Source organism: Fictibacillus sp. 18YEL24, from assembly GCF_015903855.1.
GTDB classification, from domain to species: domain Bacteria; phylum Bacillota; class Bacilli; order Bacillales; family Fictibacillaceae; genus Fictibacillus; species Fictibacillus phosphorivorans_C.
The window spans coordinates 237,503-260,548 of the sequence record NZ_JACZDT010000003.1; the positions used below are offsets into that span (position 1 = coordinate 237,503).

Here is a 23,046-nt window from a genome sequence, read left to right on the forward strand (position 1 = left end):
GAGAGGCGTCTAAATTATTTTCTTAAAAAAATTTAAAAGACTGCTCTAAAAACATATTGTCATTCCTGAGTGTTTCATTTTATAATAAATGTGTAAAATTACACTTTTGAAAAGGGGTGATGTAATGAAAGGGAAATATTTATTAATTGGAATCTCATTATATGGGATCGCTTTTTATACGAGTACCTCTATCCATTCACTTCAACAGAAAACAGTTGTCATCGAAGATGTGGGAAAGCTTCTACCTACAAGGATGAAAGAAGTTAAGAGCACGCAATCTACTGAGGAGCTGCAGAATTGGGTGAGAAAAGAAAAGACGATCTCCATCGCTGGATTGCAACATAGTCAGGGTGGGCATACGGTCTATCCAAACGGAACGCTGCTTGATATGAAAAGTTATAACGAAATCCTGAATTTCAACCCAAAAGAAAAAACGATAACGGTTCAAAGTGGTGTGACATGGGCTGATATTCAGAAGAAGATTAATCCGTACGGTCTATCCATTCAAGTTATGCAGTCACAAAATATATTTACTGTTGGTGGCGCCCTTAGTGTCAACGTTCACGGGCGGGATATCAGATATGGTTCACTGATCGATACTGTGGATTCTTTTCGCTTGTTAAAACCAGATGGAGAGATCATTTCTGTGAGTCGTGATGAGAACAGTGAATATTTTTCATATGTAATAGGTGGTTACGGTCTTTTTGGAGTCATACTCGATGTCACATTGCAATTGGCTGAGGATGAACTGTATGAACAACGTATATCAACAATGGATTACAAAGCATACGAGGAGCATTTTAAGAGTAACGTTCAGAACGATGAGCAAGTTAAGATGCACCTTGCTCGCTTATCTGTAGCACCTAAGACCTTTTTAAAAGAAATGTATGTGACGGACTATGTATTAGCAGATAATCAAAAGAAGTTAAGTAGATTCTCAACGTTAAATGAAGAAGAAAAAGTCGCACTTCCAAAGTTTATGTTAGGCATGTCTCGTTATAGTGATTGGGGGAAAGATGTATTTTGGGAGACGCAAAAGAAACACTTTCAAAATAGCAATGGCAGCTATCAATCAAGAAATAATGTAATGAGATCAGATAGTACGTTCATGGAATATGAAAACGCCAATCGAACAGAAGTGCTGCAAGAATATTTTGTACCTGTTGATGAGTTTGCTTCTTATATTGACGATCTTAGAAAGGTGTTAGAAAAAGAGGATCTGAACCTGTTAAATATTACGATTCGGTACGTCGAGCATGATGAGGATGCCGTGTTGTCTTATGCGAAGGATGATATGTTTGCTCTTGTACTATTGATCAATCAAGGCCGTTCTCAAAAAGAGATAAGAAGAACCGAGAAGATCATTCAGAAGATGATTGACGTAACGCTAGATCACGATGGAAGCTATTACTTACCTTATTATTCATATCCGACAAAGAAACAACTAAAACAAGCATATCCCCGTATCGATGAGTTCTTTCAGAAAAAGCGGGGACTTGATCCCGATGAGCGGTTCAAAAATCTTTTCTATGAGGTGTATGCACAATGAATTATCGTACATTTGTAACAGCACAAAGCCTTTTAATGACAGCAAGCTCGATGGTCTTTCCCTTCTACCTGCTTCTTATTCGTAACATCGGTGACAGCTACTCGCAGTTCGGATTAGCTTACGGATTGTTTGCATTGACCGGCGCGCTTGTTCATCCTATCATTGGCAGGCTCTCTGATCGACTAGGTGACCGCACCTTCATTCTGGTGCATACATGGGGTATGGCTGGAATCATGCTGATTATACCGATCATTGAAACGGTTACTGCTCTTTATCTCGTCCAAATTGTAATGGGGATTTTAGGTGCGGTACAAAAAACTTCGGAAAAAACCGTCTTGGCTCGGCAGTCGAATGGCGTGCAAGCAGGGAAAAAGATCGGAAGCTATCACCTTTGGACAAGTGTATGGGGAGCGATTGCGGTCATGTTAACAGGGTATCTGATCGATTTTTTGACGATCGGAAGTTTATTCTATATCGCATCAATTCTATACTTGATCTCTAGCTTTCTCATTTTAAAGTCAGCAGCCGTTCCATTTAGGGTTCAACGAAAAAAGCCTGTACAGCTATAGCTGACGGGCTTTATGTGTACATTTGATAAAGAATCCAAGTGATGACCAAGCACTGGAGTGCAAGAACAACAATTCTTTTGGCAGAATGCTTCACACCTTTATTTAGTATTCTAGTAAACAATGTTTCAAACGTAATTACTATCAAGAATGTGTAAATAAAGCCTAGAAGCAGTTCTTCCATTTCTTCAACTACTTTAATGATTCTGCTATTTTCATTAGAACCTCATTGATCGTCAAATCTTTTAAGAGGGATCCTCGTCTTTTTTGCCTCTTCTCCAATACTTTTGAATGAAGTTTTTTACTATATCTTTTCCTGCTAATAGCGCACCGAGCCAGAAGAAAACTTCTCCACCGATAAATAATCCACTCACGATGGCTGTTTTAACGGCTGCACTAAATGATAAGAAAGGTATGACCGGTATTAGAATCCACAGAACGAACGAAAGTATAATAAAAGTTATTCCGATTTTCTTTTTCAATGCAATCTCCTCCGTAGCTAGTTAGACATAATACGAAAGAATCGAGATAAAGTTCCCATATCAATTTTCTACCAACTCACTAGAAATTATTTCCACTATTTATTTAAATATTAACTGGATGTGATTACCAGTGATCTCATAGTTGAAAATGTTTCCAAGTTTGGATAATGTTAAGGGGAAACTGGTGTAAAAGGGTGGGGTAATCTTGAAAAAAGAACTTGTATATCAGAGCAGAGATAAAGAGATTGAAGTGTTTGAGGATGAATTTGGAAGTATTACGCTAAAAGAGATTCCTTATGAAGCCGCCGTAATGGTTGCTCTAGAGAATGATTCTCTCATATTGATCAGCCAATATCGAGCTGCGGTAGATCAAGTTATCATTCAACTACCAGGTGGTGGAATGAACGAAAATGAAGATGCGATGGAGGCGGCAAAAAGGGAACTGCTTGAAGAAACGGGCATCGTGTGTGGAGAAACGGTTTTCTTAGGTAGTATCCAGCCTAGCGCGTGTTTGAGTAATACCGTTACCCATGTTTATTTTACAAACGATATTGTAGAATACAGATCTCAAATGCTAGAGAAAAAAGAAGCGACCATTCAAGCCTTTCACATTCCTGTAGATCGAGCGTTTCGTAACATTGAGCAAGGGCTTTGGAAAGATAGTGAACTTGCACATGGATTATTATTGGCCAGGCTGAAAGGATGGATCTAGGATGAGTTGTTTAGGATGTGAACTAGCGAATAAAGTTTTACCCATACATACGGTTTATGAAGATGAGTGGGTTACATGTTTTCTAGATATTGATCCTTTTAACGAAGGACACACGTTAATCGTTCCCAAAAGACATGTGAAGGAATTGACTGAGCTAACGAATGAAGAGATGAACGCTGTAATGGAAGCAGCTAAATACATATCGAAGAAGCTAGAGAACAGTTTTAATCCTGATGGAATTACGATCAACCAAAATGGGGGGAAGTTTAGTGATCTCACTCATTTTCATATGCATGTGATTCCGAGATATGAAAACGATGGATTCACATGGAGTGAATCTACGATATTAGATAATGCTCATGAACGTTTAGCAGAAACAGCAGATAAACTTCAAAGAGTGTAATGTTTTTAACTTTCATAAAGATTGTGCCACAATGTGAACAAGGAGGGATTCATTATGCCAAGCAGTATTCATGATCGTGCAGTTCTACATAATGGTGTTCAAATGCCATGGGTCGGGCTAGGAGTCTACAAAGCTGAAGATGGTGATGAAGTCATCCAGTCCATAAAGTGGGCGCTCGATGCAGGTTATCGAAGCATTGATACGGCAAGTTTATATGACAATGAAACAGGTGTCGGTCAGGCGATCGCTGAATCAAACGTCCCAAGAGAAGAAATTTTTATTACAACTAAAGTTTGGAACACTGACCAAGGCTACGAAAAAACCTTAGCAGCCTTCGATGCCAGTCTAGAAAGACTAGGGTTAGATTATGTGGATCTATACCTGATTCACTGGCCAGTTCCAGGAAAGTATAAAGAAACTTGGAAAGCTCTAGAGAAAATTTATAATGAGGGAAGAGTTAAAGCGATCGGTGTAAGTAATTTCAAGCAGCATCATCTTGAAGATCTGATGAGAGAAGCAGAGATCAAGCCAATGGTGAACCAAGTGGAATACCACCCTCGCTTGTCCCAGGAAAAATTGTTGGCGTTCTGTAAAGAGCAGGGTATCCAACTAGAAGCATGGAGACCTCTTTTAAAAGGAGAGATCTTTGAGGAACCAACCTTGGTAGAGCTTGCTGATAAATACAATAAATCAGTTGCTCAAATTATTTTACGCTGGGATCTTCAAAACGGTGTGGTTACGATACCTAAATCGGTAACGCAGCATAGGATCGAAGAAAATATTGAACTCTTTGACTTTGAATTATCAAATGAGGATATGACGCGTATCTCTGCACTAAATCAAGACAAACGTAACGGGGCAGACCCTGATGATTCGGAGTTTTATAAACAGTTTGAATAAAATGAGTGAAAGTCTTCCTGTTGTTAGGAAGGCTTTTTTTGTGGATTGGTATTGATAGGCCATAAACAAACATTTATAAGCCTTCGAAATAATTTATAGTCCCTAATGATAAATTTATGGTCCTTCGAAAAAGTTTATAGGCCCAGAAAATCAGTTTATAGGCTTTTCGACAAAGCCACCGTTTAATTTTGATACCTTCATGATTTTATTGTGTTTTAAATCATTAGATTCGGGAAAAATGATAAACGTATTGTAATGAAAGGGAGTGTAACAATGACAAAACGAGTATTGATCGTCGTAACGAATCATCAAAACATTGGTAATAACAAGACAGGGCTCTGGTTAGAGGAGTTTGCGGTTCCTTTCAACGAGTTTCGTGACAAAGGATATGATATTACAGTAAAAAGTATTAAAGGTGGAGATGTTCCGCTAGATCCGAACAGCTTAGAAGGTGTAGATAAAGAAACATATAAAGAAGCACTGGCACAGCTGGAAGGTACTGCAGAACTTACTCCTGAAGATGCGACAAGTTATGATGCGATCTATCTACCAGGCGGTCATGGTACCGTTTTTGATTTTCCGAAGAGTGAAGCATTAAAAGAAGTAGTAAGTCAGATGGCACAAACTAACAAAGTGATTGGAAGTGTCTGTCATGGCCCTGCTGGACTTACGACGGCAACGCTTAAAGACGGTACACCAATTGTAAAAGGAAAAACAGTTACTGCATTTACCGATGAAGAGGAAGAAGAGATGCAGCTGACGAAAGAAGTTCCTTTCTTACTCGAAACAAAGCTTCGTGAACTAGGAGCAGAGTTTCAACGAGCAGGAAAATGGGAAGATTTCGCCGTAACAGATGGCACACTTGTTACAGGACAGAATCCTCAATCGAGTAGAAGTGTAGCTCTTCGTATGATTGATGTGTTGGATAAACAATAGAAAATATGTGAAGCGATCAGCCCTCGGCTGATCGCTTTTTTTGTTGAATAGGTGAAGTTATCAATAGGTGTCTCATTAAACTTAAAAAAATTAATAGCCATTATCAACGAATCTTCTCTAGTACAGAATAAAAACACGGTAGGATATAGGGTCTTTAGACCTACTTGTCAGTATCAGCGCTAAAAATTACTGGAAAGAAGTTAGGGATAATTTATCATTGACGATGATAATCATTATCAATTAAGGTTATACATGTAATCAATAATGAGAATCATTTTCACTAACGTGTTGGATAATCCACTAGGAGGAATAAAACATGAGCATGTTACAAATAGAAATGAACGAAAAATACTTAAAACAACAAGAAAAACGAGAATCAAATGCAAGGTCTTATCCACGCCGCATTCCCATTGCCATTGAAGAAGCAGAAGGAATCTATGTAAAAGATGCAGATGGGAAAACTTACATCGATTGTTTGGCAGGAGCAGGAACACTTGCGCTTGGCCATAATCATCCGGTAGTCATAGAAGCAATTGAGAAGGTGCTTCATGACAAGCGCCCTTTACATACACTGGACTTAACTACGCCAGTAAAAGAGGAGTTTGTAAGTGAAGTGTTTGATAGTCTACCAGAAGAGTTTGCCAAACGCGCAAAGATTCAATTTTGCGGACCTACTGGTGGAGATGCGATCGAAGCAGCGATCAAGCTAGTAAAAACGGCAACAGGAAGAAGAAGCGTTCTTTCTTTCCAAGGAGGCTATCACGGAGCTACACATGGAACGATGGCGCTCTCTGGTAACTTAGGACCGAAACAGAACGTACAAGGCTTGATGCCAGATGTACACTTTATGCCATATCCGTACGAATACCGCTGTCCGTTCGGGATCGGTGGAGAAGACACGTGGAAAATCAGTGCTAACTATATCGAGAATCTTTTATACGATCCAGAGAGCGGGATTCTTCCTCCAGCTGCCATGATCTTAGAAGTCGTTCAAGGAGAAGGAGGATCTATCCCGGCACCAGTAGAGTGGCTGCGCGAAATCCGCCGCATAACGAAAGAGCGCAACATTCCTTTAATCATTGACGAAGTACAAACCGGAATCGGACGTACAGGCGAACTATTTGCATTTCAACATGCTGGAATCGTGCCGGATGTAGTCGTTCTGTCCAAAGCGATCGGAGGAAGCTTGCCATTATCTGTTGTGATCTATGATCGTGAACTGGATAAATGGGGACCCGGTGCTCATATCGGAACGTTCAGAGGAAACCAGATGGCGATGGCTGCTGGAACAGCGACACTGCGTCATATTAAACAAAACAACTTATCACAGCATGCTGCTGAACTTGGTGAGAAGCTAATGCTTGAACTTTCTATCCTGCAAAATGAGATTCCTGAGATCGGTGATGTGCGAGGACGAGGATTGATGGTAGGTGCAGAAATTGTGAATCCGCGAATTCCAACAGGATTAAAAGGAACCTATGCTGCAAATCCTGAACTCGCTAGCCGCATTCAACGTGAATGCTTTAATAGGGGCTTAATCCTAGAAGTAGGTGGAAGGCATGGAAGTGTTGTAAGGTTCTTGCCACCACTTATCATCACAGAGGAACAACTGGACGAAGTAATCGCAATATTCACAGATGCGGTTAGAGCCGCAATAAAATAGAGGTGCTAGATGAACACAACTGATTTTGATCGCTTTTTCCTTAACGATAGTGAAGTAGGAGTACAGAGTTTTCGACACATTATCCTTGAAACTCAGCACCTGTTAAGTGGTTTTTATAAAAATAATTCAGATGCTTTTAACGGTGTACAGCCTACTAAAATCGAGAAAGAAATAAACGAGCTAACACTCATTTCGGAAGATGGAGAGGAACCTGGAAAGGTTTTAAACGATGTTTTGGAAAAGGTTGTGAGAAACAGCATACATGTCTCTCATCCGACGAGTATGGGCCACCTTCATTGTCCACCTCTTATCTCAGCCATCGCAGCTGAATTGATCATCGGTACTCTCAATCAATCTATGGATTCGTGGGATCAAAGCTCAACGGCTACTTATTTAGAAGAGCGCTTGATCAAATGGGTAAGTAACAAGCTTGCCCTTCCTTCTTCAGCAGATGGGACATTTACGAGTGGTGGTACGCAATCGAACTATATGGGGCTGTTACTCGCTCGCGATTTCTTTTGTGATAAACGATGGAATTGGAATGTTAAAGCTCAAGGATTGCCAGCAGAGTCGCATAAACTCCGTATTCTATGTTCAGAGGATGCTCACTTTACCGTGAAGAAGTCAGCTTTTCAATTAGGGCTAGGAGAACAGGCAGTCGTAACGGTTGAAACGGATGAATGTAAAAAGATGAACACAGCTAAATTAGTAGAAGAGATCGAGCGCTTGAGAAGTGGGGGACTTATCCCGATGTGTATCGTTGCAACGGCGGGAACAACGGATTTTGGCAGTATCGATCCGATTCAAGATGTTGCTGCTATCGCTCAAAACCATGGATTGTGGCTTCATGTTGACGCAGCCTACGGTGGTGCGTTACTTCTGAGTAAAAAGCATTTTCATAAGTTAGCAGGAATTGAGCAAGCGGATTCCATTACGATAGACTTTCATAAGCAGTTTTATCAACCTATCAGCTGTGGTGCTTTCTTCGTAAGAGAAAAAACAAATTTTCACTATATCGCACATCATGCCGATTATTTGAATCCTGAGAACGATGAAGAAGATGGCCTTGTTCACCTAGTGAGCAAATCGGTTCAAACAACAAGGCGTTTTGACGCGTTGAAGCTCTTCATGTCATTACGTATCGTTGGAGAAAAGAACTTTGAAAACATGATTGATTATACGCTTCATCTTGCGAAACAGGCAGCGAGTGTAATGGATAAGAATCCTCAGATTGATGTGTGTAATATCAATCCAGAGATCAATGCGATTGTATTTCGTTATTCCGACGCGGCAACTGGTTCATTAAATGAAGTGAATACGTATATTTACAAAAGAATTCTTCATTCAGGAACAGCTCTAGTCGCAAAAACAAAAGTGAAGGGTGAAGTCTTCTTAAAATTTACGTTACTGAACCCACGGACAACAATCGTGGATATTGAAGATATCCTTCATACCATTTCTCAATTTGCTTTAGAGTACGAAAACAGGGGGATCACCCAATGACAAATCACAAACAACAAGCAGAAAATGCAAGCATACAGAGTTTCTTAAACTGTTATCTTCGAGAAACACAAGCCTTTGAAGAAGTCTACGAAGCGGTAAATCATTTGAATTGGAGTGGGGTAACACCGAACAGATGGATAAAGATCGAGCTAAAAAAACAACGTTCGACGATCTATGCTGCTCTTAAGCATTGGTCTTTAACAGGCAGACATCTGTACCATTTTCCTATTCTTTATGAAAACAATGAAAACGTGATACCGCTCGATTATATTTCGCTTGTCTCTATTCTTTCAAAAGAATTGTTGCTAAAAAAAGATCGTGAGGATGCAGAAGATGAATTGATGCTGCGGACAATACTCAGCAAAAAGAACATACAACGGTACTTAGAAGCACGTGAAGATGACTCCAAAAGTCTAGAGAGCAGTGAGTTTACATTCATTGAAGCAGAGCAGTCGCTTTTGTTTGGTCATCTGCTTCACCCGACTCCGAAAAGCAAGCAAGGAATGAGTGATGAAGATGAATCTCTTTATTCCCCAGAACTTAAGGGAATGTTTCAGCTCCATTTCTTTCAAGCGGACAAGTCCATCATCGATCAGGATACGGCAGATGAAGTGACGGCGGAAGAGATTACTAGAATGCTTCTGCAACGAGATGAGAAATTCACCAAACAGGTGGAATACGATGATGAATCTGTCTTCATACCGGTTCATCCTTTACAAGTTCAAGTTCTATTGAATGATTCATTTGTTCAAACTTTAATCAAAGATAACAAGTTGAGCTACATAGGTCCATTCGGTGAGCTATTCTCAGCAACATCTTCTATGCGTTCCGTATACAGTCCAAATTTTAAATATATGTTTAAGTTTTCTGTACCCGTGAAGATTACTAACTCTCTGCGCGTTAACCTGGAAAAAGAACTGCATAGAGGGGTAGAAGTTTCTAGACTTCTGCAATCAAAAATCGGACAAGAGATGCAGGAGATCTATCCATCGTTTCAGATCATAAAAGATCCTGCATTCTTAAATATCCTAACAGATAAAGAGACTTCAGGGTTTGAAGTGGTGATCAGAGAGAATCCTTTTTACGATAATGATAAAAATGCGAGTTTAATAGCTGGTCTTTGTCAGGACCACGGTTTTGGAGGAAACTCTAGAATCGCTTCAATCATTCATGACATCGCTCAAAGGGAGAGCAGAACGACAGAAGAAGTCAGTAAAGATTGGTTTTTGAAATATTTAACAATTGCTCTAGATCCGATGCTCTGGCTGTACGAAAGATACGGTGTTGCGCTTGAGGCCCATCAGCAGAACTCGATCGTTCAATTGGAGAATGGCTATCCGAAGCGTTTTTATTACCGTGATAATCAAGGCTATTATTACAGCGAATCCAAAGCGGATCTGCTCGTTGAACAGCTTCCAAGTCTTAACCGTAAGAGTGTAACGATCTGCAGTGACGAGGTCGCGATCGAACGCTTCCGTTATTATTTTTTCATGAATCACTTATTCGGTCTGATCAACGGTTTTGGAGCAGCAAATCTTATCGAGGAAGAAGACCTTATGGATATGCTGCGTCATCGCTTGATGCACCATGATACGTTAACAGACGGAAAGTCAGGCTTAATTAGAAGCTTACTAGACGCGGAAGAACTTCCGTGCAAAGCAAACTTACTTACTCGTTTTCATGATATGGATGAGCTTGTTGGTTCTCTAGAAACTCAGTCTGTCTACACTAAGATCCGAAACCCATTACAAAAGGTGATGAAATCAGATGCAGCCAGAATTTAGTTTTTATGATCACACGGTCCAAAAGACATTATCGTATGTAAAAGTGGATTTGGAGCGGGATGTTTCACTTCTTCATAAATGGCAGCAGCAACCGTATGTGATCCCATACTGGAAACTGGATATTTCGTTTGAAGCATACAGAAAGCATTTGAGAACGTTCCTGGCAGATCAGCACCAAACGCTATATTTGGGCTTAATAGATGGAGTTCCGATGAGCTATTGGGAAGCATACTGGGTAAAAGGAGATGTGGTGGAAAAGTGCTATGATCCACATCCTAAAGACCAGGGAATTCATCTTTTGATCGGAGAAGAACTCTTTCTTGGGAAAGGTTACGCACTTCCTTTATTACGTGCGATCGTACATTTTCAGTTTTTATCGAAAGGGACTGAAAAAGTAATCGCTGAACCTGATATTCGGAATGAAAAGATGATTCATGTATTTGAAAAGTGCGGCTTTGAAAAAGTAAAGGCGATTCAGTTACCGGATAAGACGGGAATGCTCATGTTCTGCCATAGAGATACGTTCGAGAGGAGATGGAAAGATGTCTTTCAAACAATCACAACATAAAGAGATCTATGACATCATCGGTGTCGGCATCGGTCCATTCAACCTAGGACTTGCGGCGATGCTAGATGAAACAGAAGGTAAAAAAGCACTCTTTTTTGAAAAGAAAACAGAGTTCAACTGGCATAGTGGCATGCTGATCGATGGCACAACACTTCAAGTACCATTCTTTGCGGATTTAGTAAGTATGGCAAATGTGAGAAGCAAATACACGTTTCTAAACTATTTGCAGAAACATAATAGATTGTACCACTTTTATTTCTTGGAGAACTTTCATATCCCAAGAAAAGAATACAACCACTATTGCCGTTGGGTAGCGAGTCAGATAGATTCTTGCAGCTTTGGTATGGGAGTGGAGCACATTCAACCGGTTGAAGATACGGATAGTTCTGTGTACGAAGTGATTGTAGAGTCTTTAGAAACTGGGGAAACAGAGACGTACTATACAAAGCATCTTGCTGTAGGCATCGGTACGATTCCTTCTGTACCTTCTCATATGGAGAAGAAACTTGGTGCAAGAGTCTTCCACTCTTCACAATACTTAGATCGAAAAGAAGAGATTCTTAATGCAAACTCAGTGACAGTCGTTGGTTCTGGTCAGAGTGCAGCAGAAGTGTTCTATGATCTGGCACAGCATCAGGATAATGACTCATATTCTTTAAACTGGTTTACACGATCCAAAGGATTTTTCCCGATGGAATATTCGAAGCTTGGACTTGAATATTTTTCACCTGATTATACAAATTTCTTTTACAATCTTCCTTCTTCGAAGAAGGATGAGCTTTTGAAAAAGCAAGACCTTCTCTACAAAGGGATCAGCATGGACACGATCGCTGATATTTACAATCTGCTTTATGTAAAATCAGTTGGACAACATAAGCCTGATATCCATCTGCAGGCGATGACCGAACTTGTTCATCTTGAAAAGTATGAAGATACTCACTTGCTTACACTTCGTCAGAACGTAACGGGTGAAGTATTTGAAATGGAATCTGATGTTATCGTGTTAGGGACAGGCTATGCCCCGTCTTTCCCACATTTCTTAATGAAGATGCAGGACCAGATTCAGTGGGATTCTAAAAACCGCTATCAGATTACTAGCGATTATCGATTGGAGACAAAGGGACTGCAAAATAACCATATCTTCATTCAGAATGGTGAGCTTCATACTCACGGTGTAGGTGCTCCAGACCTTGGCCTTGGCGCACATAGAAACGCAGTTATTATCAATACGCTATTTGAGAAGGAAATGTATCCTGTTAGTACAAAAAATGTGTTTCAGAATTTTGGAACGGAACCTTCATGGAAGCCAGCAACCGTTCGTTAAACCTGTTTTTATTAAGCTGTGTCTTTCTTTTCGTATGCACAGAAGTATTGCTATCGCCTTTTTATCCTCAATTTTTTAATAAGGTGTATGGCATAGATGATCCAGACCTAACAGGGTTCTACATTATGACGTGCAGACTCGTCGTTGTGATCTTTACTCCCATCTGGGGATTGATCGCCCACAAAAGAAATAACAGCTCTACATTATTAATCATCGGACAATGGGGAACAGGGATCTCTTGCTTTCTGATGGCGATATCACCAAGCTTTGAAATGTTTGTAGCAGCGAGTGTACTTCTATTGATCTTTAAGAGCAGCTACTTTCTGTTGTATACCATTCTAATCTCTGAGAATCGAAATTCTACGACAGGAGCAGCAGCCAGTTATCATGCCGTATTGCAAGGTGCGATCGTCACAGCGACGATTTTGTCTGGATGGGTTATAGAAATGGATCATCCATTATTAATCTTTTGGATCGTTGGAATCGTTGAATGTTTAATGGCAGTCTTCAGCCTACGTTTCTTAAGAAAAGTAAGCAAAAACAGAATAGTAGAACTAGAACAAACAGATCATCGTAGCTTAGTAACTCCATTCTTGTTTTTTGGAATCATCGTTTTAACCCTTCATCTTGCAGTAAATATGATCCGGCCGTTTTTTACAACATACACGGAAAATGTGTACAGCACGAATACGATGATGAGCAGTTCGTTGTATTTGATTCCGAGTCTGATGGCAATCGTCACATTGCCGCTCACAAAAAAATACAGTGAACGGTTAGGATGGTACGGCTATGTTGGTGCGGCGAGCATGATCATTGTTGGTTTGTTTCTTCAAGGAATCGAAACGAGTATCATTGGACTCATCTTTTTCCGATGTATGTTCGGTATAGGGGCGGCCTGGTGTCTTGCGAAAATAGATGTATTTATCTTTAAGTGGAGTGGGAATATGCATGGAGACTATAGCAAGATCTCTGCGATTCAAAATGTAGGGTTGCTGCTAGCCCCAGTCGCGGCATCCTCCATCGTTAACACCCATTCAATTTCAGACGTATTTACTTATGCTAGTTTGTTCGTCGTTCTACACTTATTCATTTTCTTATGGGGAACGTACTCGATAGAAAGAAACAAAGGAAAATTGCACATACATAAGGAGGAAGAAGATGCTTTATATAAATGAAACAGAGTCCATGTTAAAAAAAGATACATGGGAAAAAGTGAACAAAAATTTATTAGCTAAGATGCTTGCAGAATATATGTATGAAGAGATGATTTTTCCAGAGCAAGAAGATGAGGGATATGTTTTTACAGTGAATGAAGAACGCAAATACCATTTTGCTGCCCAAAAGCGTTTATTTGAAAGCTTCGATGTAGATCCAGAATCGATCCAGGTGTTAGAAAATGGTGAATGGAAATCTGCAACAGATGCGATTCGTTTCTTAATGGATATTCAGCCCATGATCGGCATGTCATCCGAAACAGCAGGTCACCTTATTAAAGAACTGAATCATACGCTTATTGCTGATGCAAACCTACTAAACAATCATAAAAAAACATCTGATGAATTGGTTGATCTTGATTATGCTGAGTTAGAGGGAGAGATGTCAGGCCATCCATGGATCACGTATAACAAAGGTCGTATCGGTTTTGGTTTCGATGACTATAACAAATACGCTCCTGAGAATCAGAATGAAACAAAGCTGTTCTGGATTGCCGTTCATCGCGATCGTGCTCAGTTTCAATCTGTACAGGAACTTCATTATGAAAAACTTTTAATGAGAGAACTAGATGGTGTTCTTGTTCAGCGCTTTAATGAGATTTTAAGAGAGAAAGGCAAATTACCGCTAGATTATTATTTTATGCCGGTACATGAATGGCAGTGGAATAACGTATTGATTCAAAATTTCCCTCGGGATCTAGCGACAGGTATGATTGTTCCTTTAGAAGAAGGAACCGATCATTATTTGCCTCAACAATCTGTTCGAACGTTTGTAAATGTAACAAACCCTTTGAAGTCTCATGTCAAGCTTCCGATGAGTATTTTAAATACACTCGTGTATCGAGGACTTCCGTCAGAACGAACACTCATCGCACCACTTGTTACAGAGCACATAAAAGGAATATTTGAAGGAGACCATTTTTTACGTGACGAATGTGAAGTGATCCTTCCAGGAGAGATAGCGAGTATTAATGTTGATCACCCTCACTATAGCGAGCTGAAGGGAGCACCATATCAATACCTAGAGATGCTAGGAACAATCTGGCGCGAAAGCATCTACACGTATTTAAAAGACGGTGAACAACCGATCACACTTGCTGCACTTCATCATGTTGATGAAAACGGAAAGCCTTATGTACAAAGTCTGATTGAAAAGTCTGGGTTAAGTGCTGACGATTGGATGAAGAAGTTCTTCGGTGTTGTGATGCCGCCGTTGCTTCATTTCCTTTATCAATATGGAACAGTCTTTTCGCCGCATGGTCAGAACACGATTTTAATTTTGAAAGACTATCAGCCTGAAAGACTAGCAGTAAAAGATTACGTAGATGACGTGAACATCTCGGATCAGCCTTTCAAAGAGTTAGAGGGTGTTACAGAAGAGCTGCGTGCTGTATTACGAAGTGAACCACCTGAAGGATTAACGCAATTTATTTTCACGGGACTCTTTATCTGTCATCTGCGTTATCTGTCAAATGTTATGGTACGTAACGATTTAATAGAAGAAAAAGCGTTCTGGTCACATTTGGTAGACAGTATTGAAGCGTACCAAGCGAGATTTTCACATCTAGAAGAGCGTTTCAAGCTGTTTGATTTCTTTAAGCCAGAGATTACAAAGCTATGTTTGAACCGAAATAGAATGGTAGATTACGGTTATGGAGATGGAGATGACCGACCACATGCCTCTGAGTTTGGAAAAGTAAGAAACGCTCTTTATGAAATTCGCAAAAACAAAGAGATGAGTATTCAATAATCAAAGAATGAGGACTTCCTTGGTGAAAAGGAAGTCCTTTTTCTGTGTTTGGGGTGGTGAGAGGCGATTTATCGGTGAAAAGAGACTTGGTTCAGGTGGTTATTACCATGTTACCGGTGGTCGCGCCGTTATTAATGGTTGAAAGAGAGCATTTACCGGTGAACGAGTAACAGAAATAAAAAACACGTACCGTAAAAGAACGGCGTTAAATCTGAAACTTCTATTTTTTCGCTTTCGTATGTAATATTATGGTAAGTAGAGGGTAGGAGGGATGAAGTTATGGAGGGTTTTGAAGAACCAGGATTCGGCGGCAGCGGAGATCTGATGTTTGATATCGTTCCCATTTTTATCGGTGCTGTCTTTGTAATCGTTATTAGTATTTTTGTAATTGTCATCGTGAAAGGAATCAGTCAGTGGAACAGCAATAACAAGCAGCCTGTACTATCCGTCGCGGCAGAAGTGGTTACGAAAAGGAGTGAAGTAACCGGTGGTTCTAATGATACGTCTGCTTCCACATGGTATTATGTCACATTTGAAGTAGAGAGCGGGGACCGAATGGAGTTTCACGTTAAGGCACAAGAATACGGCACGTTAGTTGAAGGTGATAGAGGAACACTCACCTTTCAAGGCACACGTTATTTAGGTTTCGAACGAAATAGGCAATCACAATCTCTATAAGTTGAGGATACAAACATATGAGAAAATTAAATCAAAGTGATCATGAGAACGTAATGAAACTTCTGGGCAAAAAGCCGGCAGAGAACCTGTTTACGTTGTGGGGAATAGAATCATATGGGTACGAAGCGGATATTCAGATGCTTTGGGGTCAGTTCGATTCCAAAGGTGATTTAATCGCTGTGTTGTGTAAATTCAAGAACAAATATACACCGTATTGGGAAACGGAATGTAATCTACAGAAGTTTGCAGACATCATCAATACAGATACAAATGAAAAAGAAGTGAATGGAATTGAACGCTTAACGCAAGAGATAGAACCGTTCATTACAGACGGTTACGATAAACGCGAAAGTTATTATTATGCAAAATGTGATCCCAAGCAAGATCTAAACTCTTCAGATTCAGTCAGATGTATAAGCAAAGAAGAAATTCCTCAGCTCATCTCTTTTTATCAAGAAGTTCCTGAATTTAAGAGGGAGTATAATCCGGAATCTTTTATTGATCAGATGAATAATGGATGGTCTAGGATATTCGTCATTGAAGAACATGAAAAGTTCGTTTCATCAGCATCTACCGTTTGTGAGACATCTGTAGCCGCTATGGTATCAGGTGTCTGTACCCTACCCGCAAAAAAGGGAAAAGGATTGGCAAGCATCTGTATAGAACACTTGATGTATAACCTTTTTCAAGAAAATAAAACACTAACATTATTTTATGACAATCCAGAAGCTGGTCGTATCTATAAGAGGTTAGGCTTTAAAGACATCGAAAAATGGACGATCAATTTCTGTAAAGAAAGGAACAATCATAATGACAACCAGTGTAGATAGTTATCAAAAAAGTGTATTGAACGCATTTTTAACCAAAGACGGGCGCTTAAAGAACATCCCTTCTCAAAAGAAGAAAAAATTAGTCGTGTTAGAATATTTAGTTCAGCAATTGAACGACAATCAGTCCTATACGGAACGAGAGATCAATGAATTTATAAAGACGTATCATGAAGATTTTTGTACCATTCGCAGAGAATTTATAGTGAACGGATACATGGACCGAGATGCCGGAAATTACATAAAAAGAGATGAAACGCTTTGGACAAAATGGCAAGAACTCAAGTAACAGTTAGAAAGAAGTGAATTGATTGGAGACAGAGATATCGAATGAAAGTCTTTGGACTCATTTAAAAGAAGAGGTAGAGACTCGGTTTGGTTTTGAAGTGGATAAATGTACACCGATCTATCGAGGGTGGCTCAATCAAAAATGGAAGATAGAAACGAATCAAGGTGTTTTTCTAATAAAACAATACAATAAAGAGCGAATGAAAAGGTACGATCTTCAAACGATACAAACTGCTCTTCATGCACAGAATAGATTGTTCACACAAGGAATAGCTTGTCCTGAAATTTTGTCATATAAAGGTGATCTTTTACAGAAGTCAACAGAAGGTGAACGTTTTACTGTAATGCGCTTCATGGAAGGAAGCTTAGTCTCACCAGGTAATCTTTCGAGTAACCAGATGCGATCTCTTGGTGAGGAAGTTGGAAAGCTTCACACTTTATTAAATGATGGAACATTATCAGCAAAATCAGAAACGATATTCAAAATTCCTTCTATAGAAGAACGTGTGGAGTATTGGCAAGGTGAAATACATAAGTGTGATGAACAAGGATTAGATAATATCCGTTCTATAATGGATCTACAAAAGAACGCGTCCTTAACGTTGGATATAGAACAGTTTAATAATCTCACTCCTGGCTGGTGTCATCGCGACCTTTGGGTGGATAACTTGCTCTTTTCCGAAGATCATTTTTCGGCGATTCTCGATTTTGATCGAATGAACTATGACTATTTAGAATTGGATATCGGGAGACTGATCATCTCAACGTGTCTGCAAAATAATATTCTAAATCGTAAAGCTGTCCAGGCATTTCTTAAAGGGTACAATAATACAAATGAATTATCAGTTGAAAGATTAGTGATATCTCTACGATTAGTTTGGTACATGGAAAGTACGTGGTGGATCGATATCAATCCTCATGAAGGAGAGCCTCCAAAAAGATTTCAACAAGAAATGGTTTGGCTAGCTCGTCATCAACAGCGATTAAAAGAACTGGAAAAAAGAAGAAGTAATAATCATGTTTTAACAAACTAGCTTAAGGGAAATTCCTCATTAACAGATCAGAGGAGTGGTTAAGTGGAGACGAAACAATTGTGTTTGCTGAAAAAAGAAGATATGACAAATCCAGAAATAGTGCCAGCGTGGGTGATCGAGGAGTATAAGACTTTCCATGAGACAGTGACGAACAAAACTTTTCCTTGTTATTTTGGAATGGCAGCTGAGAATAAGGGAGAATTACGATATGCATATGTGACGCATGATGACTGGTCGAACCTGCCTGAGGCAATTCGAGAATTTAACAAACTTTTTGATGCACCTAAATTGATTCGTCACGGACTGTTTGTGTTTGTTGAGCCGGAGAAAGAAGAGAAAGACATTCCGTATTACCGCGACTATTTTTGGAAGATGCTTCAGTCATTGCACGAAACAGATAATCAACCTTGGCCAGAACATATACCGAAAGACCCGGACCACCACTTATTCGCTTTTTCATTTGATAATGAGCCTTATTTTGTATTCGGGAACGCACCTGCATACAAACAAAGAAAAACAAGAGATCTTGGTAACAGCTTAGTCCTCGGATTCCAGCCTCGACGAATCTTTGAAGGCTTAGAAGGAACATCTCCAGGCGGAGCGATGTCTCGGGAAAAAGTTCGTGAGCGTGTAGAGAAGTGGGATAATCTTCCGAAGCATCCCAACATCAGTCATTATGGAGACCCAGAGCACCGTGAATGGAAACAGTATTTTATTGGAGACGACGTTGAACCGATAGCGGGAAAATGTCCGTTTCATCATAAATAAAACGTGAAAAAGGACTCTTATTTGAGTCCTTTTTTATCTGTCCATTCGTGCTCTAACATACTGAATAACATAGAGTCACGCCATCTGTCTTTAAGTAGGATAGATTCACGTATTATGCCTTCTAACTTCATGTCTAGTTTCTTCAAAACCTTTTCTGAACCTTTATTTCTAGGATCACAAGTTGCAAAAATGCGATGAAGCTGCAGATCTTCAAAACCAAACTTCAGCAAAAGCTCCCCGGCTTCCGTCGCAAATCCTTTTCCCCAATAATCCGGATGAAGCACATAACCAATCTCACCAACACGATTTGTTAATGAGGTAATCTGTAATTCTCCTGCTCCGATCAACAGGTTTGATTGATTTTCAACGATCGCAAAAGCATACCGTTCACGAGGATTTCTGTTTGCATCATTAATTACTTCATTCACATAGGCTATAGAATCTTTTTCATGATTCGGTCCCCAAGGCTGGTATTGAGAAACGATCTCTTGTGAGGCATATTGGTGAATCGCTTTCCAATCTTCCACAAGCATCTCTCGAAATCGAATTCTATCTTTTTGTAGCATCTCACCACACCGTCCTTAAATTAGACTCTTCGATAGATCTTACATGCAAAGTTAGCCCACGCTTTTTTGAGTTCGTTAATTCTAATTACTTGCCACGGGTTAAACATCGTTTGGCCATGTTTGTTAAAGGCATGTTCTTCACTTAAAAGATAAGCAGCATGTACAGCTTGATTTTGCTCATTAAACCATATCCATACATCTCTGGCTTGAACAGAAGAAGTAACAATGTGACGATAGTGGTTTTCCTCTAATAGATGGAAAAAGTGTTCAACCTGCATCCAGCACATGATGTCATCGGTAGAAGAACGAATAGCTGAAGCGACAGCCGCAAGACAGTTAGGACCGTTCTCTTCTGAAAAAGTGTCCATGTACGGGAATAATTCTGGGTATCGAGTTCGATAGCTTTCACGTATTTCTGGTTCTAAAGCATATTCCTCAATCCACTCATCTGCGTAGTTCATCAAGATAGTATGTTGAACGTTCTTTGATACTTGATTCCAGTTGCACTTTTGAAGAATTACAATGTCTTGAAAAGAAGCACCTTGTTTTAAGATTTCCAGTTGGTTATCGGTGTCTGGCAAATTTACATTCTTCATTAGACCTTTTAATTCGTCCTCTGTAAAAACAAGACCTCTGTTTAGTGCTTTTTGTTCTGTTATTATCATTTCCTTTTCTAACGTAGATAGAGCTTGAAACTCTTCATTGAACATCACGCATACATATTCAGCTTTATTGTTAATAGACCATGTAAGAAAAGAGGTTCGAACGTCGAGTGTAAACACAGTTTGATTCATTTCTGTTATTTTATGAGAAGGAAAATGGTCTGGTTTACTCCTAAAATAGAAAAAATCACGATCGGGCACAAAAATTCCACTCCACTTTTCCAATGTTTCTTGAGAGATTGTGTACTTCTTTATAGTTTGCATAGCTACTCCTAATAAACGATGTTAAATATATGATAATCTAATACTATCAATAATTTACATATGTTAGTAGACTTTAAAGAACAAGTTAAGTTAGATGAAAGCGAGAGAGGTGAAAAAGTGAATTTAAAAGATATAGCTAGAAAAATGGCAGCTATTTATAAAAAAAATAAAAAAGTGCAGGCTGTATTATTGGCAGGATCTGTTTCAAGAGGCTGGGAAGACAAGCACTCAGATATTGAACTGAATATATTCTGGTCGGAATCTCCAACTGATGAAGATAGAATGTTTCCTATTCACGCGATAGATGGAACAATCATCGAGTTTCATCCATATGAAGAGGAAGAATGGGCAGAAAGCTATTTAACGCCCCAAAATATAAAACTTGAGATTAGCAGTTTCTTAACAACTACAGCGAATACGTGGATAAAAGAAGTAGTAATAGATCATGAAGTGGATTACGGCAAACAGTGCATGGCATCATCTGTATTCTATGGAGTAAGTTTGTATGGAGATCGAGTGATTACAGAACTAAAAAAAGAAGTGGAAGTGTATCCAGATCAATTAGCACAAAACATGATCGAAGAAAATCTAGCTTTATGGAGTAGGTGGAACAACCGTTATGCTCTATTAGATAGAAACGAGTGGATCATGTTGTATGATCTGATGGTGGGTGTACAGAAGAAACTTCTCGGAACACTATTCGGTTTAAATAAATTGTATATTCATCATCCGTCCTTTAAGTGGATGCACAAATACAGCGAGATATTCAAAATAAAGCCAGATCATTTAGATGAGCGACTATCCCGGATTCTCATTAAAAATGTTCATGAGAGTATAAAAGAGTTAGAACTGTTGATTCAAGAAGTTTTTAACCTTGTGGAGAAACATTACCCCGACCTTCCATTTTTAGAAGCTTACAAAGAAAAACTGAGCTTTGTTCGGCCGGAAAATAAAGGCTGATTCCAAGTATAAAAAATTCATTATGCATACACAATAGAAATAGCCATCCGGGTGGATTCGTCTTCTCGGGTGGTTTTTATTTTTTTATGGACACAGAATACCTCATGACAAGCAATAACTTGGAAAGATTATACAACCATGAAATACATCCTTTTAAAAAAATTAAGTTTAACCGTTCACAAAATGAGGTAAATAGAATATAAATAAATTAACAATAAACAACTTGTTAATTAAAAGGAGGGGCACCATTGTCTAATAAGCAAGCATTGAAACAATATGACATCAAAAAATATCGTACACCTGATGGTTACACTTCCGATATTTGCGTCTTTACAATAATCGCAGAAAAAAATGAGGCATATAAACCTCCTACGATGGATCTTAAGATCATGTTGATCAAAAGAGCGGCACTTGATTCAGAAGGAAATATGAACATTGAAGCAAACAAGTGGGCGATTCCAGGAGGTTTTGTGCAAGACGATGAAACCGGCTTTCAAGCAGCTAAACGAGAGTTAGAAGAAGAGACGAATATCTCTGGAATCCATATTAAACAATTTGGTGTTTACGACAAACCTGGCCGCGATCCTAGAGGTTGGATCATCTCGAACGCCCATTATGCGATTGTTCCTGATACGTATCTATCGCTAAGAAAAGCACAAGATGATGCAGCTGATATTGAACTGTTTTCTATAAAAGAAGTATTGAATCTGGATCTAGCGTTCGATCATAAACAAATCATTGCAGATGCGATTCAAGTCATCACAAACGATCTGTTGCAAACAACTGTAGCTAAGAATTTCTTGCCTGAAAACTTTACGTATTCTGAACTTCAGGCTGTTTTAAAAACCGTAACGAATGATCCTGCGATTTTAAGTGATCAATCATTTTCAAGAAAGATAAAATCTCTTCCTTTTATACAAGAAGTACAAGGGAAAACAACAACAAGAACGTCGAAGAGAGCAACAAAACTTTATACATTCATTGAGATGGATGTAATAAAGCCAATCTATACAGCGCGTTATTAATTGAATTTTTTTAATGATAATAATTAACGAATTGTTAATAGTTAACCAAACACAATTAGGAGGCAATTATTATGAAAAAAGCGTTGATCAATATTGACTACACATTTGATTTTGTGGCAGATGAAGGTGCACTTACTTGTGGGAAACCAGGTCAGGATATTGAAAATGAGATTACTTCTATTACGGAACAATTTATTAATAACGGTGATTTTGTTGCTTTTGCTATAGATCAGCATCATACCGATGATAAGTATCATCCAGAAAACGAGCTTTTTCCTCCACACAACATTGAAGGTACACCAGGTCGAGAGCTTTATGGAAATCTTCAAAAAGTATATGAGACACATAAAACGAAATCAAATGTTTATTGGATGGATAAGACCCGATACAGTGCCTTCGCAGGTACAGATTTATTAATGAAGCTTCGTGAACGTGGTATTACAGAGGTTCACATCGTAGGAGTGTGCACAGACATCTGCTGCCTTCATACAGCTGTTGATGCTTACAATGCGGGACTTAAGATCGTTGTTCATGAAAAAGCAGTAGCGAGCTTTAACCAAGCAGGGCATGAGTGGGCATTAGGACATTTTAAGAGCTGTTTGAACGCAAAAGTTATCTAA

General features: G+C 39.2%; 24 protein-coding genes. 21 read left to right on the plus strand and 3 right to left on the minus strand.

The window, feature by feature from the left end; all coding sequences use genetic code 11:
- Positions 1 to 124 precede the first annotated feature (124 nt).
- Both HU823_RS11545 and HU823_RS11550 read left to right on the plus strand, forming a co-directional pair.
- Positions 125 to 1,549, plus strand: coding sequence for an FAD-binding oxidoreductase (locus HU823_RS11545; RefSeq protein ID WP_197222129.1), 1,425 nt, complete (start codon positions 125 to 127; stop codon positions 1,547 to 1,549).
- Positions 1,546 to 2,118, plus strand: coding sequence for an MFS transporter (locus tag HU823_RS11550; protein ID WP_144702423.1), 573 nt, complete (start codon positions 1,546 to 1,548; stop codon positions 2,116 to 2,118). The genes HU823_RS11545 and HU823_RS11550 overlap by 4 nt, the downstream gene beginning before the upstream one ends.
- A gap of 242 nt (positions 2,119 to 2,360) precedes the next feature.
- Here HU823_RS11550 and HU823_RS11555 read toward each other — a convergent pair whose 3' ends face one another.
- Positions 2,361 to 2,597, minus strand: coding sequence for a transporter suffix domain-containing protein (locus HU823_RS11555; RefSeq protein ID WP_186320583.1), 237 nt, complete (start codon positions 2,595 to 2,597; stop codon positions 2,361 to 2,363).
- Positions 2,598 to 2,802: 205 nt separating this feature from the next.
- Between HU823_RS11555 and HU823_RS11560 the strand changes: the two genes are divergently transcribed.
- The 16 genes from HU823_RS11560 to HU823_RS11635 all read left to right on the plus strand — a co-directional run bounded on the left by HU823_RS11560 (position 2,803) and on the right by HU823_RS11635 (position 18,949).
- Positions 2,803 to 3,309 carry an NUDIX hydrolase gene (locus HU823_RS11560; protein WP_144702419.1) on the plus strand — a complete coding sequence of 169 codons (507 nt, stop codon included), beginning with the start codon at positions 2,803 to 2,805 and terminating at the stop codon, positions 3,307 to 3,309.
- A 1-nt stretch (position 3,310) separates the two neighbouring features.
- Positions 3,311 to 3,712 carry an HIT family protein gene (locus tag HU823_RS11565; RefSeq protein ID WP_144702417.1) on the plus strand — a complete coding sequence of 134 codons (402 nt, stop codon included), beginning with the start codon at positions 3,311 to 3,313 and terminating at the stop codon, positions 3,710 to 3,712.
- A 54-nt stretch (positions 3,713 to 3,766) separates the two neighbouring features.
- Complete coding sequence (locus tag HU823_RS11570) at positions 3,767 to 4,612, plus strand: aldo/keto reductase (RefSeq protein WP_197222130.1); 846 nt, start codon at positions 3,767 to 3,769, stop codon at positions 4,610 to 4,612.
- A gap of 273 nt (positions 4,613 to 4,885) precedes the next feature.
- Complete coding sequence (locus HU823_RS11575; RefSeq protein WP_144702413.1) at positions 4,886 to 5,548, plus strand: type 1 glutamine amidotransferase domain-containing protein; 663 nt, start codon at positions 4,886 to 4,888, stop codon at positions 5,546 to 5,548.
- Between the two features lie 316 nt (positions 5,549 to 5,864).
- The gene (locus tag HU823_RS11580; protein WP_197222131.1) at positions 5,865 to 7,211 is read left to right on the plus strand and encodes an aspartate aminotransferase family protein; all 1,347 of its coding nucleotides are present in this window, start codon (positions 5,865 to 5,867) and stop codon (positions 7,209 to 7,211) included.
- A 9-nt stretch (positions 7,212 to 7,220) separates the two neighbouring features.
- Complete coding sequence (locus tag HU823_RS11585) at positions 7,221 to 8,714, plus strand: pyridoxal phosphate-dependent decarboxylase family protein (protein WP_197222132.1); 1,494 nt, start codon at positions 7,221 to 7,223, stop codon at positions 8,712 to 8,714.
- Entirely contained in the window at positions 8,711 to 10,498 is a 1,788-nt protein-coding gene (locus HU823_RS11590) for an IucA/IucC family protein (RefSeq protein ID WP_197222133.1), read from the plus strand. The genes HU823_RS11585 and HU823_RS11590 overlap by 4 nt, the downstream gene beginning before the upstream one ends.
- Positions 10,482 to 11,066: a GNAT family N-acetyltransferase gene (locus tag HU823_RS11595; RefSeq protein ID WP_197222134.1), complete on the plus strand. Its 585-nt coding sequence runs from the start codon at positions 10,482 to 10,484 to the stop codon at positions 11,064 to 11,066. Before HU823_RS11590 ends, HU823_RS11595 begins: the two co-directional genes overlap by 17 nt.
- Positions 11,041 to 12,390: a lysine N(6)-hydroxylase/L-ornithine N(5)-oxygenase family protein gene (locus HU823_RS11600; RefSeq protein WP_197222135.1), complete on the plus strand. Its 1,350-nt coding sequence runs from the start codon at positions 11,041 to 11,043 to the stop codon at positions 12,388 to 12,390. Before HU823_RS11595 ends, HU823_RS11600 begins: the two co-directional genes overlap by 26 nt.
- A complete protein-coding gene (locus HU823_RS11605; protein ID WP_197222136.1) occupies positions 12,366 to 13,565 on the plus strand; it encodes an MFS transporter in 1,200 nt (399 codons plus the stop codon). The genes HU823_RS11600 and HU823_RS11605 overlap by 25 nt, the downstream gene beginning before the upstream one ends.
- Positions 13,549 to 15,354: an IucA/IucC family protein gene (locus HU823_RS11610; RefSeq protein ID WP_197222137.1), complete on the plus strand. Its 1,806-nt coding sequence runs from the start codon at positions 13,549 to 13,551 to the stop codon at positions 15,352 to 15,354. Before HU823_RS11605 ends, HU823_RS11610 begins: the two co-directional genes overlap by 17 nt.
- Before the next feature lie 279 nt (positions 15,355 to 15,633).
- Entirely contained in the window at positions 15,634 to 16,032 is a 399-nt protein-coding gene (locus HU823_RS11615) for a DUF2500 domain-containing protein (protein ID WP_197222138.1), read from the plus strand.
- A 17-nt stretch (positions 16,033 to 16,049) separates the two neighbouring features.
- On the plus strand, positions 16,050 to 16,862 hold the full coding sequence (locus HU823_RS11620) for a GNAT family N-acetyltransferase (RefSeq protein ID WP_197222139.1): 813 nt from the start codon (positions 16,050 to 16,052) through the stop codon (positions 16,860 to 16,862).
- Entirely contained in the window at positions 16,843 to 17,148 is a 306-nt protein-coding gene (locus HU823_RS11625) for a DUF2087 domain-containing protein (RefSeq protein ID WP_144702394.1), read from the plus strand. Before HU823_RS11620 ends, HU823_RS11625 begins: the two co-directional genes overlap by 20 nt.
- A 22-nt stretch (positions 17,149 to 17,170) precedes the next feature.
- Positions 17,171 to 18,181 carry a phosphotransferase gene (locus HU823_RS11630; protein WP_197222140.1) on the plus strand — a complete coding sequence of 337 codons (1,011 nt, stop codon included), beginning with the start codon at positions 17,171 to 17,173 and terminating at the stop codon, positions 18,179 to 18,181.
- 81 nt (positions 18,182 to 18,262) lie between these two features.
- Positions 18,263 to 18,949, plus strand: a complete 687-nt coding sequence (locus tag HU823_RS11635; protein ID WP_144703720.1) for a YqcI/YcgG family protein — start codon at positions 18,263 to 18,265, stop codon at positions 18,947 to 18,949.
- 17 nt (positions 18,950 to 18,966) lie between these two features.
- On the opposite strand, the gene HU823_RS11640 is transcribed toward HU823_RS11635, so the two are convergent.
- Both HU823_RS11640 and HU823_RS11645 read right to left on the minus strand, forming a co-directional pair.
- Positions 18,967 to 19,515, minus strand: a complete 549-nt coding sequence (locus HU823_RS11640; RefSeq protein WP_197222141.1) for a GNAT family N-acetyltransferase — start codon at positions 19,513 to 19,515, stop codon at positions 18,967 to 18,969.
- Positions 19,516 to 19,535: 20 nt separating this feature from the next.
- On the minus strand, positions 19,536 to 20,441 hold the full coding sequence (locus tag HU823_RS11645) for a hypothetical protein (protein WP_197222142.1): 906 nt from the start codon (positions 20,439 to 20,441) through the stop codon (positions 19,536 to 19,538).
- Between the two features lie 117 nt (positions 20,442 to 20,558).
- Here HU823_RS11645 and HU823_RS11650 point away from each other — a divergent pair, with 117 nt between their 5' ends.
- From HU823_RS11650 to HU823_RS11660, 3 genes are all read left to right on the plus strand, one after another.
- On the plus strand, positions 20,559 to 21,401 hold the full coding sequence (locus HU823_RS11650; RefSeq protein ID WP_197222143.1) for a DUF4037 domain-containing protein: 843 nt from the start codon (positions 20,559 to 20,561) through the stop codon (positions 21,399 to 21,401).
- Between the two features lie 248 nt (positions 21,402 to 21,649).
- Entirely contained in the window at positions 21,650 to 22,426 is a 777-nt protein-coding gene (locus HU823_RS11655) for an NUDIX hydrolase (protein ID WP_197222144.1), read from the plus strand.
- 71 nt (positions 22,427 to 22,497) lie between these two features.
- Positions 22,498 to 23,046, plus strand: a complete 549-nt coding sequence (locus HU823_RS11660) for a cysteine hydrolase family protein (RefSeq protein ID WP_197222145.1) — start codon at positions 22,498 to 22,500, stop codon at positions 23,044 to 23,046.